The sequence below is a fragment of the Pseudothauera hydrothermalis genome, from assembly GCF_003345255.1.
GTDB classification, from domain to species: Bacteria; Pseudomonadota; Gammaproteobacteria; order Burkholderiales; family Rhodocyclaceae; genus Pseudothauera; species Pseudothauera hydrothermalis.
In genome coordinates this window covers 1,916,483-1,934,758 of the sequence record NZ_CP029331.1, presented here as the reverse complement: position 1 = coordinate 1,934,758, position 18,276 = coordinate 1,916,483, and the positions used below count along the sequence as shown (strand labels likewise).

Genomic DNA, 18,276 nt, shown 5'->3' with positions numbered 1-18,276 from the left:
GGCGGTTCGGCCATTCAATCGTCCTGGCTCGCGCGTCGTTTTTCGTTGCGCACCTCGGTCACTACTTCGACCCGGCCGTCGGCGTCCACGGTCTCCAGGCGCACGGTAAAACCCCACAGACGGGCCAGATGCTTCATCACCTCGGCTGCGGATTCGCCAAGCGGTCGGCGCTTGTATTGCTGATGCCGCAAGGTCAGCGAACGGTCGCCACGTAGATCGACGTTCCAGACCTGGATATAGGGTTCGCGTGCGCCAAGGTTGTATTGCTCCGACAAGAGTTCGCGCACTTTTCGGTAGCCGCTCGGGTCATGAATGGCGGATATTTTCAGAGTGTCCTCACGATCGTCGTCTAACACCGCAAAAAGGCGCAGGTCGCGCATGACTTTGGGCGAAAGGAACTGAGCGATGAAGCTTTCGTCCTTGAAATTGCGCATGGCAAAGTCGAAAGTCTGCAGCCAATCGCTGCCGGCGATGTCGGGGAACCACTCGCGATCCTCCGCGGTGGGCGCTTCGCAGATGCGGCGGATGTCTTGCCACATCGCAAAACCGAGCGCATAGGGGTTGATGCCGCTGTACCAACGGCTGTTGTAGGGCGGCTGGTACACCACGTTGGTGTGCGACTGCAGAAACTCCAGCATGAAGCTATCGGCCAGCAGACCTTCGTCATAGAGCGTGTTGAGCAAGGTGTAGTGCCAGAACGTGGCCCAGCCTTCGTTCATCACCTGGGTCTGACGTTGGGGGAAGAAGTACTGCGCGATCTTGCGCACGATTCTCACCACTTCACGTTGCCAGGGTTCGAGCAGCGGGGCGTGTTTTTCGATGAAGTAAAGCAGGTTTTCTTCCGGCTCCGCAGGAAAGCGCCGACGCTCTTCGGCCGCATGCGGCAGCTCGCGGCTGGGTAGCGTGCGCCAGAGTTCATTGACTTGGCTTTGCAGGTATTCCTCGCGCTCGCGCTGACGCAGTTTTTCTTTGGCCATCGAGAGCTTCGGGGGGCGTTTGTAACGGTCGACGCCCAGGTTCATCAGCGCGTGGCAGGAATCGAGCAGCAACTCAACCTCCTCCTCGCCATAGCGCTCTTCGCATTCGGCAATGAAGTTGCGGGCGAACACCAGGTAATCGATGATCGCGTCGGCGTTGGTCCAGGTGCGAAAAAGGTAGTTGCCTTTGAAAAAACTGTTGTGCCCGTAAGCGGCGTGGGCGATCACCAAACCCTGCATGGTCAGCGTGTTTTCTTCCATCAGGTAGGCGATGCAGGGGTTGGAGTTGATCACGATCTCATAGGCCAGGCCCATCTGTCCCCGCCGGTAACCTTTTTCAGTGGCAAGAAAGTGCTTGCCGAAAGACCAGTGGTGATAATTGACCGGCATGCCCACCGAGGCGTAGGCGTCCATCATTTGTTCGGCGGTGATGATCTCGATCTGCACCGGGTAGGTATCCAGACCGAACCCGGCGGCTACCCGGGCGATTTCCTCGTGGTAGCGCTCGATGGCCTCCATCGTCCATTCCGAGGACGCGGGCAGGGTCTCCTTCTTGCGGCTGGCGGCGCGCTTCATACGAGAGTCTTTTTGAAAAGTTCGCGGAATACCGGATAGATGTCGGCCGGCGTTTCGATGCGCTGCATGGCGAAATTTTTGTGGCCTGCGCGCAAGCGTTCGTATTCGCGCCACAGGTTCTGCGGCTCGCCCGGGGTAATTTCGATATAAGCGAAGTGCTGACAGTGCGGCAGGATGGCCTCGTCGAGCAGCTCGCGGCAGATCGGCGAGTCGTTATCCCAGTTATCGCCATCCGAGGCTTGCGCACCGTAAATGTTCCACTGCCCGCCGGCATAGCGTTCCCGGACGATTTCATGCATCAGCTTGAGCGCACTGGACACCACGGTGCCGCCGGATTCGCGCGAGTGAAAAAATTCATCCTCGTCCACCTCTTTGGCCACGGTATGGTGGCGGATGAACACCACTTCGATGTGCTCGTAGCTGCGGGTGAGAAAGAGGTAGAGCAGCATGAAGAAGCGCTTGGCGATGGATTTTTTTTCCTCGTCCATCGAGCCGGAGACGTCCATCACGCAAAACATCACTGCGCTGGTGGTGGGCAGCGGCACCTTGACACGGTTGTTGTAGCGCAGGTCGAAGCTGTCGATGAAAGGGATGCCTTCGATGCGCGCACGCAGACGGGCGATTTCCTCATGCAGCACGCGGACTTCTTCGCTATCGACGTCACCAGCGGCCACCCGCTCTTCGAGTTCGCGCTGAGCTTCGCGCAGGCGGGCGTTCCATGGTGCGCCCAGCGCCAGCCGGCGGCCGAGCGCGCCGCGCATCGAGCGCACGATGTTGATATTGGCCGGCGTGCCGTCGGCGGTAAAGCCGGCGCGGCGGGTCTTGTAATCGGTGATGCGCGCCAATTGGGTGCGCACCAGGTTGGGCAGGGCGAGGTCATCGAAGAATAGGTCGAGGAATTCTTCGCGCGAGAGCTGGAAGACAAAATCGTCCTCGTGCTCGCCTTCGTTGCTGGCCTTGCCCTGTCCGCTACCGCCCCCGCTTTCTAGCGGGCGTCTGACATGATCGCCCGCGCTAAACTGGTCATTGCCGGCGTACACCTGTTCGCGTATGCCGCCTTTGCCATGCTGGAAATGCGGCTCGGACAGGTCGCGAGCCGGAATCGATACCTGTTCGCCATTGTCCAGGTCGCGGATCGAGCGCCCTTGAATGGCCTCCGACACCGCACGGCGGATCTGCTGGCGGAAACGGCGCATGAAGCGCTGACGGTTGACTGCGCTTTTGTTCTTGCTATCGAACCGCCGGTCTATGATGCGGACCATTTACTGCCTCCAGGCGACCGGAGAGCGTCCCGGAGGGCCGGGCGCCGGCCGTGTCAGTGGCCTATCGTCGTGTCTTCGGCCTCATCGGCGATGCGTCAGACCGGGACCGCGCTCAAGTGCTCTTGCGGACCCGCAAATACCATTCGCATAGCAGGCGCACCTGCTTTTCGGTGTAGCCTTTTTCGATCATGCGATTGACGAAGTCCTGGTGTTTTTTCTGCTCGTCGGCGCTGGCTTTGGCATTGAAGCTGATCACTGGCAAAAGGTCCTCGGTGTTGGAGAACATCTTTTTCTCGATCACCGCGCGTAGCTTCTCGTAGCTGGTCCAGCTGGGATTCTTGCCGCCGTTTTTGGCCCGTGCGCGCAAGACGAAGTTGACCACTTCGTTGCGGAAGTCCTTAGGGTTGCTGATTCCGGCCGGTTTTTCGATCTTTTCCAGCTCGTCGTTGAGCGCGTTACGGTCGAGGATTTCGCCGGTGTTCGGATCGCGGAACTCCTGATCCTGAATCCAGAAATCGGCATAGGTGCAATATCGGTCGAAAATGTTTTGGCCGTACTCGGAATAGCTTTCCAGGTAAGCGGTCTGGATCTCCTTGCCGATGAACTCGGCGTAGCGGGGCGCCAAAAATTCTTTGACAAAGCCCAGGTAGCGTGCTTCGACTTCGGGCGGATATTGCTCCTGTTCGATCTGCTGTTCGAGCACGTACATCAGATGCACCGGGTTGGCGGCGACTTCGCGGTGGTCAAAGTTGAACACGCGCGACAGCACTTTGAAGGCAAAACGGGTCGACAGCCCGGTCATGCCTTCGTCTACGCCGGCGTAGTCCCGATATTCCTGGAAGCTCTTGGCCTTGGGGTCGGTGTCTTTGAGGTTTTCGCCATCATAGACCCGCATTTTTGAGTAGATGCTGGAGTTTTCCGGTTCTTTGAGCCGGGAAAGCACCGCAAACTGCGCCATCATGCGCAAGGTGTCGGGCGCGCAGGGCGCTTCGGACAGCGAACTGTTGGCGAGCAGCTTTTCGTAGATGCGGACTTCGTCCGACACTCGCAGGCAATAGGGCACCTTGACGGTGAAGATGCGGTCGAGGAAGGCTTCGTTGTTCTTGTTGTTCTTGAAGGCCACCCACTCGGATTCATTCGAATGCGCCATCACGATGCCGTCGAAGGGAATCGCCCCGAAGCCCTCGGTGCCCTTGTAGTTGCCCTCCTGGGTGGCGGTAAGCAGCGGGTGCAGCACCTTGATCGGTGCCTTGAACATCTCCACGAACTCCAGCAAACCTCGGTTGGCCAGGCATAGACCGCCGGAGTAACTGTAAGCATCCGGATCGTCCTGGGAATAGCGTTCCAGTTTGCGGATATCGATCTTGCCAACCAGCGAGGAGATGTCCTGGTTGTTCTCGTCGCCCGGCTCAGTCTTGGCCACCGCAATCTGGCGTAACACCGAAGGGCGCAGCTTGATCACGCGGAATTTGGTGATATCGCCGCCGAACTCGTGCAGGCGCTTGACTGCCCACGGACTCATGATGGTGTTGAGGTAGCGCCGCGGGATACCAAAATCGTCTTCGAGCAGTGCGCCGTCTTCTTCAGGATCGAATAGTCCCAGCGGCGACTCATGCACCGGCGAACCCTTGATGGCGTAAAAGGGAACTTTTTCGATCAGGCTCTTGAGTTTCTCTGCCAGCGAAGACTTGCCGCCTCCGACCGGGCCGAGCAGGTAGAGGATTTGTTTCTTTTCCTCCAGCCCCTGAGCACCGTGTCGGAAGTACGACACGATCTGTTCGATGACCTCCTCCATGCCGTAGAAATCTCGAAACGCCGGATACAGGCGCAGCACCTTGTTAGAGAAAATGCGCGACAGGCGGGGGTCGAGGCGGGTGTCGACCAACTCGGGTTCGCCGATGGCCATCAGCATCCGCTCTGCGGCGGTGGCATAGGCCGAACGGTCATGCCGGCAGAGCTCCAGATACTCCTGGATCGACATCTCTTCTTCACGGGCGGATTCGAAGCGCGTTTGGTAGGCGTTGAAAATGCTCATGTCGCCGCTCCTCTGTCATCGTCGGGGCCGGCCCGTGCTGCGGTATATCCGCTACATGTCCGGTCGTGTGGGCGTTACTCGTGAGAGCGAAGGGCAGGCCACGAGTTCCGCGGGTGATTGTTCTAGCGAAAACCCCGCTCGGAAGGGGGGTTGGCGCATTTTGGTCCTTGATTTACGCTGGATGGAAGCCCCCAGGGCTGTGTTAGAATGAGCGTTTTTCTGCAACATGCGTCCGCTCACCTTTGGCCTGAGCGCTGCATCGGTCACCACTTTTCAGCGCCGCGCCCAGGGCGCAATCAATGGACTTCTTAGGGATCGTTTAATGCAAACCAACCAGGAATCGCAAAGCGCGCTCGAGCGCCGTATCGACATGTCCGTACCGATGGCTACGATCGAGCAGGAAGTGGCTGTTCGCCTCAAGCGCTTGGCCCGCTCGGTCAAAATGCCAGGGTTTCGTCCGGGCAAGGTGCCGATGAAGCTCGTCGAGCAGACTCATGGCGCACAGGCGCGTTCCGAGGCGATCGGCGCGGCGGTCGAAAAAGCATTCATCGAGCAAGTCCGGGAACAGAACTTGCGTGTGGCAGGTTATCCGCGCATCGAACCGAAACAGCCCGAAAACGATGCGAACACCGATAAACTGGAGTTCACCGCTGTGTTCGAGGTCTATCCCGAGATCGTTCCGGCAGAGCTGAAAGACCGCGAAATCGAACGCCCGGTGTTGGAGGTGGGCGATGCCGAGGTCGATAAGACGCTGGAAGTGCTGCGCAAGCAGCGCACCACTTTCGAAGCGCTCGACAAGGCCGCCGAAGACGGCGACCGGGTCACGGTCGATTTCACCGGCCGTAAAGATGGCGAGCCGTTCGAGGGTGGTCAGGCACAAGACTATGCCTTCGTGCTCGGCGGCGGCGTCATGCTCAAAGCGTTCGAGGACGCGGTGCTCGGTCTCAAGGCGGGCGAGCACAAGGTTTTCGATATGACCTTCCCGGAGGACTACCATGCCGCGCATCTGGCCGGCCAGACGGTACAGTTCGAGGTGCATCTCAAGAAGGTCGAGGCACCCCGTCTGCCCGAAATCGACGCCGATTTTGCGCGTGCGCTGGGTGTGGCCGACGGTGATGTGGCCAAGCTGCGTGAGGAGGTCAAGACCAGTCTGCAGCGTGAGGTGAAACGGCGTATTCAGGCGCGGCTCAAGGAGCAGGTCATGGAAGCTCTGCTGGCGGCCAATCCGATCGAGGTGCCCAAGGCGCTGGTCGAAGCCGAAGCCCGGCAGTTGGCCGAAAATGCCAAGCGCGACCTGGAGGCGCGTGGGATCAAAGCCAAAGATATTCCAGTCAATACGAGCTGGTTCACCGACCAGGCCGTGCGCCGTGTCAAGCTGGGTCTGATCATGGCAGAACTGGTCAAGAGCAAGGACTTGCACGCCAAGCCGGAGCAGATCCGTGCGCTGATCGAAGAGATGGCGCAAAGCTACGAAGACCCGGCAGAGCTGGTACGCTGGTACTATGCGCAGCCGGAGCGCTTGGCGCAGGCCGAAGCGGTGGTCATCGAAGACAACGTCGTCTCCTGGGCGGTCGCCGAGGCCAAGACCACTGACAAGGCGGTGTCTTTTGACGAATTGATGGGCAATGCGGCCTGAGCCGCGAAAAGAGCAGGCGATGAACAACGGAACACCACAGCATGGCAGCACCTGGGAACCGGTCGGTCTCGGCCTGGTTCCGATGGTGGTCGAACAGAGCGGGCGCGGCGAACGCGCCTACGACATCTATTCGCGCCTCCTGAAGGAGCGGGTGGTGTTCCTGGTCGGCCCGGTCAATGATGTCACCGCCAACCTGATCGTCGCGCAGTTGCTCTTTCTTGAGTCGGAAAACCCGGACAAGGATATCCATTTCTACATCAATTCCCCGGGCGGTTCGGTCAGCGCGGGCATGGCGATTTACGACACCATGCAGTTCATCAAGCCGCATGTCAGCACGCTTTGCATTGGCCAAGCGGCCAGCATGGGCGCTTTTCTGCTGGCCGCCGGCGAAAAGGGCAAGCGTTACTGCCTGCCCAACTCGCGGGTGATGATCCATCAACCTTTGGGCGGATTTCAGGGTCAGGCGTCGGACATCGAGATCCACGCCCGCGAGATTCTCTATCTGCGCGGTCGGCTCAACGAATTGCTGGCCAAACACACCGGGCAGACAGTCGAGCAAATCGAAAAAGACACCGACCGAGACAACTTCATGTCGGCAACCGCTGCAGTCGAGTACGGCCTGGTGGATCAAGTCTTGACCAGCCGCTCCGAATCCTGACAGCCAAGCGGGGAATAACATGGCGGAAAAGAAATCGGGCAGCGATAAACTGCTTTACTGCTCGTTCTGCGGCAAAAGTCAGCACGAGGTCCGCAAGCTGATCGCGGGGCCGTCTGTTTTCATTTGCGACGAGTGCATCGAGCTGTGCAATGACATCATCCGTGACGAAATCGCGGGCGATACCGCGGTCGAGACGGCTGGCGGGAAATTGCCCACGCCACAGGAAATTTGCGACACGCTCGATCAATACGTGATTGGCCAAAATCAGGCCAAACGCAGTCTTGCCGTGGCGGTTTATAACCATTACAAACGCCTTCGCCACATTGCGGGCCGTCATGACGAAGTTGAACTTTCCAAAAGCAACATCCTGCTGATCGGGCCGACCGGCTCCGGTAAGACGCTGCTCGCCCAGACCTTGGCGCGTGTGCTCGATGTGCCTTTTGTGATGGCCGATGCCACAACCTTGACCGAAGCTGGCTACGTGGGCGAGGACGTCGAGAACATCATTCAAAAGCTGCTGCAAAAATGCGAGTACGATGTCGAAAAAGCGCAGCAGGGCATCGTATACATCGATGAAATCGACAAGATTTCGCGCAAGTCTGACAACCCGTCGATTACCCGCGATGTGTCGGGTGAAGGTGTGCAGCAGGCGCTGCTCAAACTGATCGAAGGCACTGTCGCCTCGATTCCGCCGCAAGGGGGGCGCAAACACCCCAACCAGGATTTCATCCAGGTCGACACCACCAATATTCTGTTCATCTGCGGCGGTGCGTTCGATGGCCTGGACAAGATCATCCGTAATCGTACTGAAAAAGCCGGGATCGGTTTCGGCGCCGAAGTCAGAAGCCGTGAAGGCAAGAATCTGACCGAAACCTTCCGGCAGGTAGAGCCGGAAGATCTGGTTAAGTTCGGCCTCATCCCCGAATTCGTCGGCCGTTTGCCGGTGGTTGCCACGCTGCAGGAACTCGATGAAGAGGCGTTGATCAAGATTTTGGTCGAACCCAAGAACGCGCTGGTCAAGCAGTATCAAAAGCTGTTTGCGATGGAGAACGTCGAGCTCGAATTCCGCCCGGCCGCCCTGCATGCGGTGGCGCGTAAAGCCATTCGCCGCAAGACCGGCGCACGCGGTCTGCGCTCCATATTGGAAGCTGCGTTGCTGGACACCATGTACGAACTGCCGACGATGAAGTCGGTTAAAAAAGTCGTCATCGACGAAAACACCATCGAGGAAGGCACGAAACCCTTGCTCATCTACGCAGATCAGCAAAAAGTTTCCGGCTCCAACTGACCCTGCTCTGCTGCGTTGCTTGAAATCATCGCTTGAGCCCATATCTGGGCTCAACGCGTCTTGGAAAGGGTAAAAACATGTCAGGCCCGCTTGATCTCCCCAACGAACAACTGGAATTGCCGCTGCTGCCGCTGCGCGATGTGGTGGTTTTTCCGCATATGGTGATTCCGCTTTTCGTAGGTCGCCCGAAATCCATCAAAGCGTTGGAAAACGCCATGGAAGCGGGCAAAAGCATCCTGCTGGTGGCGCAAAAGTCTGCCGCCAAGGATGAGCCGAGCGCCGAGGATCTCTACGACATTGGCTGCATTGCCAATATTTTGCAGATGCTCAAACTGCCTGACGGCACCATCAAAGTGCTGGTCGAAGGTGTGCAGCGCGCGCGTCTTGATTCGGTGGATGATCTGCGCAGCGTATTTGTTGCCCGGGTCACGCCAATCGCCTCTCCCGAGGCGAGCAGCAACGAGATCGAAGCCATGCGTCGGGCCATCATCGGCCAGTTCGACCAGTACGTAAAGCTCAACAAAAAAATCCCGCCGGAAATCCTGGCCTCGTTGTCGGGCATCGAGGATGCAGGCCGTCTGGCCGATACCATCGCTGCACACCTGCCGCTCAAGCTGGAGCAAAAGCAAGAGGTGTTGGAGATGTTCAACATCGGCGAGCGCTTGGAGCGCTTGCTGACCCTGTTGGAAACAGAGTTGGACATCCTGCAAGTGGAAAAGCGCATCCGCGGTCGCGTCAAGCGCCAAATGGAAAAAAGCCAGCGTGAGTACTACCTCAACGAGCAGGTCAAGGCTATCCAGAAAGAGCTTGGCGAGGGCGAAGAGGGTGCCGATCTGGAGGAAATGGAGCGCAAGATCAAGGCCGCTGGCATGCCGAAGGATGCGCTCGCCAAAGCACAGGCGGAGTTCAAGAAGCTGCGTCTGATGTCGCCGATGTCCGCCGAAGCCACCGTGGTGCGCAACTATATCGAAACGCTGATCGGCCTACCCTGGAAAAAGAAATCCCGTGTCAGCAAAGACTTGGCCGCAGCCGAGAAAATTCTCGATCAGGACCACTATGGCCTAGAACGGGTCAAAGAACGCATCGTCGAGTATCTTGCCGTCCAGCAGCGGGTGGATAAGGTCAAGGCGCCCATTCTGTGCCTGGTGGGTCCGCCGGGGGTCGGCAAAACCTCTCTGGGGCAATCGATTGCCAAGGCGACCAACCGCAAGTTCGTACGCATGGCATTGGGGGGTGTGCGTGACGAGGCTGAGATTCGCGGCCATCGCCGCACCTACATCGGCTCCATGCCCGGTAAGATTTTGCAGAACATGAGCAAAGTCGGGGTGAAGAATCCGCTGTTTCTGCTCGACGAAGTGGACAAACTCGGCCAGGATTTCCGTGGCGATCCATCATCGGCCCTGCTGGAAGTTCTGGACCCGGAGCAGAACCACGCCTTTCAGGATCATTATGTCGAGGTGGATTTCGATCTTTCCGACGTGATGTTCGTGGCCACGGCCAATACCCTGAACATTCCGGCGCCGCTGCTCGACCGCATGGAGGTGATCCGCCTGTCCGGCTACACCGAAGACGAAAAGGTCAACATTGCCCAGCGTTATCTGCTGCCCAAGCAGATGAAAAACAACGGGCTCAAACGCGATGAACTGTCGGTGACCGAAGAGGCGCTGCGCGACGTGGTGCGCTATTACACCCGCGAGGCGGGGGTGCGCAGTCTTGAGCGGGAAATTTCCAAGATCTGCCGCAAAGTGGTCAAGTCGCTAGTGTTGCGCGCGCGCGCCAGCAAAGTCGTAGTCAATGCCAAGAACCTGGATAAATACCTGGGGGTGCGCAAGTACAGCTTTGGCATGGCCGAAAAAGAAAACCAGATCGGCCAGGTCACCGGGTTGGCGTGGACCGAAGTGGGGGGTGAGTTGCTCACCGTCGAGGCGGTGGTGCTGCCCGGTAAAGGCAAGGTGATGACTACCGGCAAGCTTGGCGAAGTCATGCAAGAATCCATCCAGGCTGCCCTGTCCGTGGTGCGCAAACGCGCCCGCTCGCTGGGTATCGACGGCGACTTCTATCAAAAGAGCGACATTCACATCCATCTGCCCGAAGGTGCGATTCCCAAAGACGGTCCATCGGCCGGCGTGGCGATTTGTACTGCGTTGGTGTCGGTGTTGACCGGCATTCCGGTGCGTTGCGATGTGGCCATGACAGGCGAAATCACCTTGCGCGGCGAAGTGCTGGCCATTGGCGGTTTGAAAGAAAAACTGCTTGCAGCGGTGCGCGGCGGGATCACGACTGCGCTGATTCCGGAAGAAAACGTCAAGGACCTTGCCGAAATTCCGGAAAACATCAAGAACTCGATCGAGATCTTGCCGGTGAAGTGGATCGACCAGGTGCTCAAACATGCCCTCGAGCGTGCGCCAGAGCCGCTTCCAGAAGTCGAAGAACAACAAGCGCCTACGGTCACACAACCCATGGAGGACGGCAGCGCGCCCAAAATTCGCGCCCATTGACCGGCGGGCGATCATCGACTGGGCGGCTCGAAGAACCGTCACGAGCGGTCCGTGTGCCAAGCCAGCGGCGCGCAGTCGGTTTTTCGAGGTGCTCCCGCGCTTGAGGCATGTCGGCCGGCATGCCTTTTTAATTTTCTGGCGAGGCAAGAGAAACAAACCCCACTTCCGCAGTGGGATGGGGTTTTTCGCTTGGCCGCTCTTTCTTGACACGCTTGATTTGGCAGGACTATAAAGCCGCTGCGAGTGGGCACGCATCGGGGGCGCTTCCGAATGCTTCCTGCTGTCGGGCTGGTAGATTTTCTGTCGTATTCCATGGAATCGGAAGAAAGGGGGCGTAAGTGAACAAGTCGGAACTGATCGATGAAATCGCGGCCGAGGCCGGGATATCCAAAACTGCCGCCGGCAAGGCGCTCGACGCCGCCCTGGCTGCGGTCAAGCAGGCCCTCAAGGACAATGACACGGTGACCCTGGTGGGTTTCGGGGCCTTTTATGTAAGCGAACGTGCCGCGCGCGCCGGGCGTAACCCGCAAACCGGCCAAAGCATCGAGATCAAGGCGGCCAAGGTACCTAAATTTCGCCCTGGCAAGGCGCTCAAAGATGCGCTAAACTAATGCGCTTCGTTGGCTGCGGGTTGTTTTCGCAGCGCAGGCCGGGTGCTTAGCTCAGTTGGTAGAGCGCTAGCCTTACAAGCTGGATGTCGGCGGTTCGATCCCGTCAGCACCCACCAAATTCCACAAAGCCCGGATATCGGAGATGTTCCGTTCCGGGTTTTGTTTTGTTCTTTGGATCGCCGCGTGGCGCGGTCGATGCGTTATCTTGCGGTCGGACGTTTTGCTTGGCCGTTTTGCTGCAGTGCGATCCCCCTGATTTTTTGCTTGACATGCAAAATGTCCGTTGACTAAAATAATCATTTCTTCGCCGCAGGGCGGTTAGCTCAGCGGTAGAGCACTGCCTTCACACGGCAGGGGTCACTGGTTCGATCCCAGTACCGCCCACCACCGGTATATATAGCCTGAGGCGAAGAAATTATTTCGGTTTCGAAAGCCGCCCACGTTGGTACGTGCGCGGCTTTTTCATGTCTACGCTGCCACGCGTATCTGTTTCACTGCAGTCCCGAAAGTCAGGCAATGCCTGGAAGCGTCGTAGAAAATGTCATGGAAATGTTGATGACATGTTCTACGATTCTTTTGTCATTGTCTTGCTGTGGGCCTGGCGATGTCTTGGCTTTTGCCGTCTTCCGGCGCCGATAGCAGCGGCGGCGCAAAGGGGTTCAGCCTCGTAGAGTTGTTGGTGGCGCTCGCGGTGTTGGCAGTGCTTGCTACGGCCGCGATCCCGGCGTTCGATACACTGATGCGCAACACCCGAGTATCGGCTGCGGCAAACGAGCTGATCTCGGCGCTTTTTCTGGCGCGCTCGGAGGCGATCAAACGGGGACGACGGTCGACCTTATGCACCAGCGCCGATGGCGAATTCTGTGCGCAGGGCGTCGATTGGACGGACGGCTGGTTGCTTTTTGTCGATGCAAACGGCAATGGCCAGAGGGATGCGGGAGAGGCGCGTATCCGTGTGAGCGGTGCGCGCGAGGCGCCGGTGACGATCCGCGGCAACGCCCCGGTGAAAAGCTATGTGTCTTACCTGCCTACGGGCGTGACCCGTACGCTCGATGGAGCCCTACAGATGGGCACGCTGACGGTGTGTGATCGCCACGCGGTGCGTCAGATCGTCATCAGTGCCAGCGGTCGGCCGCGCCTGGTGGCTGGAGGTGTTTGCAACCGCTAAAGAAGCCCGTGCAGCCGGGCGCGTCTGTTGCGGTGCACGTTGACCGGTCTGATGCCGGATCTTACAGTGCAGTTCCCAACCATGCGGCGTGCGGTGTGTTTGCCACTGCGTGCTTTGTGCGCATCATGACCGCAGAAATCTTTTCCCCGTTACTCGAACCGCTGACGGCCGGCTGGTTACGTGAGCGCTTTCGCTTGGCCGTCGGTTGCGCTGCGGTACAGGAAGGCGAGTGGGATCAGCCGCTGCGCCCTGCGGCCGTTTTGGTACCGGTGATCGATCGCGCCGAGGGACTGTCGGTGCTGCTGACCCGGCGCACGGACCACCTGCACCACCATCCTGGGCAGATCAGTTTTCCAGGCGGGCGGGTGGAGAAAACCGATGTTTCGCCAGTGATGACCGCTTTGCGGGAGACCGAAGAAGAGATTGGTTTATCGTCCGATCGGGTGGAACTGCTTGGCGAGCTGGCCGACTATTGCACCGGTACCGGGTTCCGGGTTACCCCGGTGGTGGGACTGGTGCATCCGCCGTTTGCTTTGTCGCTCGACGACTTCGAGGTGGCCGAGGTTTTCGAAGTGCCGCTGGCCTTTGTGCTCGATCCTTCCAACCGGCAGCGGCATCGCATGCTCTACCAGGGGCGAATGCGTGAGTACTATGCCATTCCGTATGGCAAGTATTTCATCTGGGGGGCAACCGCGGGTATTTTGGTGCAGATGAGTCGTTACCTGGGGCTGTGCAACCGTCTTTAAAAAATGGGCGGCAACACGGGCGGGCTATGCCTTGAAGGTGCTGCTGACGTAGAATCCGGCGCTTGTTCCGCTCCAGGTCTTTGCAGATGTCGTCTTTCGTCCGTACACGTTTTGCGCCCAGTCCAACCGGTTTTCTGCATATTGGCGGTGCCCGCACGGCATTGTTCGCCTGGGCCTACGCGCGCCATCATGGCGGTAAGTTCGTGTTGCGCATCGAAGACACCGATGTGGCGCGGTCGACGCCCGAAGCGGTGCAGGCCATTCTCGACGGCATGAAGTGGTTGGGCCTGGAGCCGGACGAAGGGCCGTATTTCCAGATGCAGCGGATGGATCGTTACAAGGAAGTGATCCAGCAAATGCTCGCCGCTGGTACCGCCTACTACTGCTACATGTCCAAGGAGGAGCTCGATGCGCTGCGGGCTGAGCAGGAGGCGCGGAAACAAAAGCCTCGTTACGATGGCCGCTGGCGCCCGGAGCCGGGTAAGGTGCTGCCCGAGCCGCCCGCAGGGGTGGCGCCGGTGGTTCGCTTTCGCAACCCGAGCGAAGGCGTGGTGGCTTGGGATGACTGTGTCAAGGGGCGCATCGAGATTGCCAACGCTGAGTTGGACGATTTCATCATCGCGCGGGCTGATGGCACCCCGACTTACAACTTCTGCGTCGTGGTCGACGACTGGGACATGCGCATCACCCATGTGCTTCGTGGCGACGACCATGTCAATAACACGCCGCGGCAGATCAACGTGCTGCGCGCGTTGGGTGCCGAGGTGCCGGTCTACGGCCATTTGCCGATGATTTTGGGCGACGATGGCACCAAGCTTTCCAAGCGTCACGGTGCGGTGAGCGTGATGCAGTACCATGAAGATGGCTATCTGCCCGAGGCTGTGGTCAATTACCTTGCGCGACTGGGCTGGAGCCACGGGGATGACGAGATTTTCACCCGCGAACAGTTCGTCGAATGGTTTGATCTGGACCACATCACCCCTTCTGCCGCGCAGTTCAACACTGAAAAACTCAACTGGCTCAACGCGCACTACATCAAACAGGCCGACAATGCCTGCTTGGCGGGCGAGGTGGCAAACCGTCTGGCCCGTCGAGGCATCGACCCGGAAGGCGGTCCGGCGCTGGAGGCGGTGGTGGCGCTCTACAAGGAGCGGGTCACCCAGCTCAACGAACTGGCCGACGCGGTCGAGCCGTTTGTGGTCGAACTTCATCCGGCCCCGGAAGTCATTGGCCAGCATCTGACCGAAACCGCCCGTGTGGCGCTGGCCAGTCTGCGTACCCGACTGGCCAAGGTGGCATGGGAGAAGGCTGCCATTGCTCAGGCGATCAAGGACACCATGGCCGAGCACGGTCTCAAGATGCCGCAGGTGGCCATTCCGCTGCGCGTGGCGCTGCTTGGTTTGCCGCAAAGCCCAGCGATCGATGCGGTGGTCGAAGTGCTGGGACGTGAGACGGTACTACGCCGGCTGGATCGTTATCTGTAAAGGCCGCTCAACCGGCTCCGGGCCACTCGCCAAGCCGCCGCCGATTGACCAAGCGGGTCGCGGCCTCAGACCTCAACGCACGAACTTTTGCGGCCGCAGCACGCCTACGTCGGCCACGAAAGTGACCATGGCGTAGTGGCGAAAGTACTTTTCTTCCACGTGCCGGGTGATTGCGAGCGAGGTGTCGGCATCGCATAGAATCTCCATGCGGATGCTTTTGTCGGCGTCCCAGGCGCCGCTGCGGCTGCCGTGGCTGCCGCGCCCGCGCACATCGGCCACCGTATAGCCGTGGGCGCCGAGCGCCATCACGTCCTTGGCCAGCGGGCCTTCCAGCGCCTCTTCGGCAATGATGACAACGAGTTTGCAGGGGTGGGTGTTGGGCATGATGGTCAGCCTCCAAAGACCAGCCCCACGATCTGATCGTAGAGCGGAATGCCGAGCAGGATGTTGAAAGGGAAAGTCACCACCAGCGCGGCGGTGATCGACAGGCCGGGGTTGGCTTCCGGTACCGCGATACGCATGGCGGCCGGCGCGGCGATATACGATGCGCTGGCCGCCAAAGTGGCCAGCAACAGCGTGCCACCGGGCGATAAGCCGATCAGTGCCCCGGTGAGCGCGCCGATCAGCGCGGACAGGATCGGCATGCCCACTGCAAAGGCTGCCAGGAACGGACCGCTGGTGCGCAACTGCCCCGCCTGTCCGGCGGCCACCAAGCCCATCTCCAGCAGAAACAGGCACAGTACGCCCTTGAACAGCACGAAAAAGAAAGGCTCCAGCGGCACCAGGCCCTGGGGGCCGGCTATCCAGCCTATCAGCAGGCCGCCGGCCAGTAGTACCATGCTTTTGCCCAAGAAGATTTCGTGCAGCAGTGCACCCCACTGGATGTTTCGCATCTCGCCGCCCATGCGCGCCAATAAGATACCGACAGCGATGCCCGGCATCTCCAGTAGAACCAGAAAAAGGGGCAGGTAGGCTTCATAGGGCGTGTTGCGCGCGGTCAGGTAGTCCACCGCAACCGCAAAAGTCACCACGCTGACCGAACCGTAGTGCCCAGCGATGGCAGCAGCGTCATGACGTTCGAAGCGGCCTAACTTGTAGAGAATGGGGAAAGCGATCAGCGGAATGATGACCCCCAGGGCCAGCACCGACAACGCCTGCGGCAGCACCTGCAGCGGGTCCTGCTTGGCCAATTCCATGCCGCCCTTCAGACCGATGGCGAGCAATAAATAGATCGACAGGGCTTCGTACAGCTGGCCGGGCAGTTTGAGGTCGGAGCGGGCCAAGCGCGCAGCAAAGCCCAGCAGGAAAAAGAGCGGAATGGCGTCCATTGCAGTTCGTTTTGTCGATTGTCGTGGTTGGTTCAATCCTCGCCGCGCGGGGTGCGTGGCGGGCGTAGCAGGAAGCGCGCCGGGTCGATTGCTTCATAAAGGTCGTGTTCGATCGGCAAGACTTCACCGTTGAGCATGGTGGCCAGGGTTTCACCCATCAGGGCGGCAAACACCAGACCGCGCGAACCGAATCCGGACAGCACCCAAAGGCCGGTTTGACGCGGAATGTCGTCGAGCGCGCAGGGGGCGTCTAGGCGGGTTGGCGCCGGTATTGCGCCGACCATCGGCAAACGGTCGGGCGACGCGGGCCGAAAGCCGACCCGTCCGCCTAGCGCGGCAGGGTCTAGCCCTTGGGTGTAGCCCGGCAAGATGTTTTCCAGTTTTCGGAGATTCTGCAGGTGATCGGCGTGGCGCACGGCGGGGTCGTTGTCGCCGACGCCAAAACTTGCCCCGGCGCAGCGTAAACCGTCTATCGCCGGGCTGACATACCCTTGGCGGCAGACCACCACCCGGGGGGCAGCGCCGTCTGTAGCCTGTAACAGCGAAACCTGCCCACGGGCGCTGATTACTGGCAGCGCCTGGGCCTGCGGCAGCGCACGGATGCCGACGCCGTTGGCGACGATTAGCTCTGGCGCGCGGGCGATGACGCTGCCCGCTGCATCCAGTGCCAACCAGTGCTCACCATCATGCTGCAAAGCTGCCACCGTGCGCCCAAAGTGACAGTGGATGCGCTCGGCCTGTGCTGCCAGGTTGGCGCGGCACAGACTCGGCGGTTGCACCCAGCCGCTGGAAGGAAACCACCAGCCGCCGTTGGCGAGCGGCCAACCGGCGATGCGACTGGCTTGCTCACGGTCCACATACCGCAGGTGTTCGGCCGGCGGCCGATGACGTTCGACTACCGCGCGTTGCTTGTCTTCCTGAAGCGCATCGCGGGCAATATGCAGTACCCCGCAGGGGTCAAAACGCACCCGCTTGCCGAGTTCTTCCAAGTGAGCCAAGTGCTGCAGGGCGTACAGCGTGCCGGCGCGGGTGAGGCGGCTCAAGCGGTTGTCGTCCAGACTGGGCAGTGGGCGCAGGACGCCGGCGTGGTTACCCGAGGCCCCCGCACCGGCCTGGTCGGCCGCATCGATCACGTCCACACGCCAGCCGCGCGCCGCCAGGCGCTCGGCCACGCTGCTGCCGGCAACGCCGGCGCCCAGCACCAGCGCCTGACGGTGCCGAGGCGCGGTCACATGTCGGCCCGGACCGCGGTAGCGGCCGCGCAGCATTTGTCGCTTGCTGCCAAATCCGGTCGCTTTGTCGCAGTCAAAACCGGCGCGGCGCAGGCCCTCTCGTACCATGCCGGCGACCGACCAAGTCGCCAGCGTCGCTTCCGCTGCCGCCAAACGTGCGAGCAGGTGAAAGATACGCGCAGACCAAAGTTGCGGATTCTTCGCCGGGGAAAAACCGTCCAGGAAAAAAGCGTCGGCGCTCAGACGCATATTGGCCAAACCATCGGCCGCATCGCCCAGAAAGAGACTCAGCGTCACCCGTTCGCCGTCCAGGTGAATGTGATGCAAGCCAGGGGTGAGCGCAGGCCAGCGCGCTTGCAGCGCCGCTGCCAGCGGGGCGATCTCCGGAGCTTGGGCGGCGAGTGCGGTGTGCACGGTGCAGAGGTCTTCACGGCGGAACGGATGCAGCTCGCAGGAGACGAAATGCAGCCGCGCAGCACGCCGCGGGTCGGCCCGCCAGGCGGCCCAGGTGGCGAGCAGGTTCAGACCGAGGCCAAAGCCGGTCTCCACGATGACAAAGCGTTCCCGCCCTTGCCAGCGCCGGGGCAGGTCGTTACCGGCGAGAAAAACGTGTCGGGCTTGGCCCAGCGCCCCATCGCTAGAGTGGTAGATATCGCCGAAAACGCTGCTGCACGGCGTGCCGTCGGCAGCGAATTCGAGCGAGGCGGGGATGATCGGCATGGTCGGACAGCGGTTGGCTTGGAGCGCCCGCCGGTGTTTACGGCGGGTGCCGGTTGA

14 protein-coding genes and 2 tRNA genes are annotated in these 18,276 nt (G+C 60.1%); 10 read left to right on the top strand and 6 right to left on the bottom strand.

Annotated elements, in window-relative coordinates; all coding sequences use genetic code 11:
- Positions 1-14 precede the first annotated feature (14 nt).
- From DIE29_RS09320 to DIE29_RS09310, 3 genes are all read right to left on the bottom strand, one after another.
- Positions 15-1,553, bottom strand: a complete 1,539-nt coding sequence (locus DIE29_RS09320) for a SpoVR family protein (protein WP_114649738.1) — start codon at positions 1,551-1,553, stop codon at positions 15-17.
- On the bottom strand, positions 1,550-2,815 hold the full coding sequence (locus DIE29_RS09315; protein WP_114649737.1) for a YeaH/YhbH family protein: 1,266 nt from the start codon (positions 2,813-2,815) through the stop codon (positions 1,550-1,552). Before DIE29_RS09315 ends, DIE29_RS09320 begins: the two co-directional genes overlap by 4 nt.
- Positions 2,816-2,927: 112 nt before the next feature.
- A complete protein-coding gene (locus DIE29_RS09310; protein WP_114649736.1) occupies positions 2,928-4,850 on the bottom strand; it encodes a PrkA family serine protein kinase in 1,923 nt (640 codons plus the stop codon).
- Between the two features lie 322 nt (positions 4,851-5,172).
- Here DIE29_RS09310 and tig point away from each other — a divergent pair, with 322 nt between their 5' ends.
- From tig to gltX, 10 genes are all read left to right on the top strand, one after another.
- A complete protein-coding gene (tig, locus tag DIE29_RS09305) occupies positions 5,173-6,486 on the top strand; it encodes a trigger factor (RefSeq protein ID WP_114650298.1) in 1,314 nt (437 codons plus the stop codon).
- A 19-nt stretch (positions 6,487-6,505) separates the two neighbouring features.
- The gene (gene clpP / locus DIE29_RS09300) at positions 6,506-7,144 is read left to right on the top strand and encodes an ATP-dependent Clp endopeptidase proteolytic subunit ClpP (RefSeq protein ID WP_102043144.1); all 639 of its coding nucleotides are present in this window, start codon (positions 6,506-6,508) and stop codon (positions 7,142-7,144) included.
- A 19-nt stretch (positions 7,145-7,163) separates the two neighbouring features.
- Entirely contained in the window at positions 7,164-8,432 is a 1,269-nt protein-coding gene (gene clpX, locus DIE29_RS09295) for an ATP-dependent Clp protease ATP-binding subunit ClpX (RefSeq protein ID WP_114649735.1), read from the top strand.
- A 77-nt stretch (positions 8,433-8,509) separates the two neighbouring features.
- Positions 8,510-10,930 (top strand): endopeptidase La, encoded by a 2,421-nt coding sequence (lon, locus tag DIE29_RS09290; protein WP_114649734.1) that lies wholly within the window; start codon positions 8,510-8,512, stop codon positions 10,928-10,930.
- 338 nt (positions 10,931-11,268) lie between these two features.
- Positions 11,269-11,541, top strand: coding sequence for an HU family DNA-binding protein (locus DIE29_RS09285; RefSeq protein WP_102041374.1), 273 nt, complete (start codon positions 11,269-11,271; stop codon positions 11,539-11,541).
- A 40-nt stretch (positions 11,542-11,581) separates the two neighbouring features.
- A tRNA-Val gene (locus tag DIE29_RS09280) sits at positions 11,582-11,657 on the top strand.
- Positions 11,658-11,853: 196 nt separating this feature from the next.
- Positions 11,854-11,928, top strand: a tRNA-Val gene (locus tag DIE29_RS09275).
- A 217-nt stretch (positions 11,929-12,145) separates the two neighbouring features.
- The gene (locus DIE29_RS09270; protein ID WP_102041375.1) at positions 12,146-12,709 is read left to right on the top strand and encodes a GspH/FimT family pseudopilin; all 564 of its coding nucleotides are present in this window, start codon (positions 12,146-12,148) and stop codon (positions 12,707-12,709) included.
- A gap of 125 nt (positions 12,710-12,834) precedes the next feature.
- Positions 12,835-13,455, top strand: coding sequence for a CoA pyrophosphatase (locus DIE29_RS09265; RefSeq protein WP_114650297.1), 621 nt, complete (start codon positions 12,835-12,837; stop codon positions 13,453-13,455).
- Positions 13,456-13,541: 86 nt separating this feature from the next.
- A complete protein-coding gene (gene gltX / locus DIE29_RS09260; RefSeq protein ID WP_114649733.1) occupies positions 13,542-14,939 on the top strand; it encodes a glutamate--tRNA ligase in 1,398 nt (465 codons plus the stop codon).
- A 72-nt stretch (positions 14,940-15,011) separates the two neighbouring features.
- Here the strand turns inward: gltX and DIE29_RS09255 are convergent, their stop codons facing one another.
- From DIE29_RS09255 to mnmC, 3 genes are read right to left on the bottom strand one after another with little or no spacing between them, the layout of a single operon-like run.
- The gene (locus DIE29_RS09255) at positions 15,012-15,323 is read right to left on the bottom strand and encodes a P-II family nitrogen regulator (protein ID WP_102041377.1); all 312 of its coding nucleotides are present in this window, start codon (positions 15,321-15,323) and stop codon (positions 15,012-15,014) included.
- Positions 15,324-15,328: 5 nt separating this feature from the next.
- The gene (locus DIE29_RS09250) at positions 15,329-16,267 is read right to left on the bottom strand and encodes a sodium-dependent bicarbonate transport family permease (protein ID WP_102041378.1); all 939 of its coding nucleotides are present in this window, start codon (positions 16,265-16,267) and stop codon (positions 15,329-15,331) included.
- Positions 16,268-16,299: 32 nt separating this feature from the next.
- On the bottom strand, positions 16,300-18,219 hold the full coding sequence (gene mnmC / locus DIE29_RS09245; RefSeq protein ID WP_114649732.1) for a bifunctional tRNA (5-methylaminomethyl-2-thiouridine)(34)-methyltransferase MnmC2/FAD-dependent 5-carboxymethylaminomethyl-2-thiouridine(34) oxidoreductase MnmC1: 1,920 nt from the start codon (positions 18,217-18,219) through the stop codon (positions 16,300-16,302).
- Between the last annotated feature and the right edge of the window lie 57 nt (positions 18,220-18,276).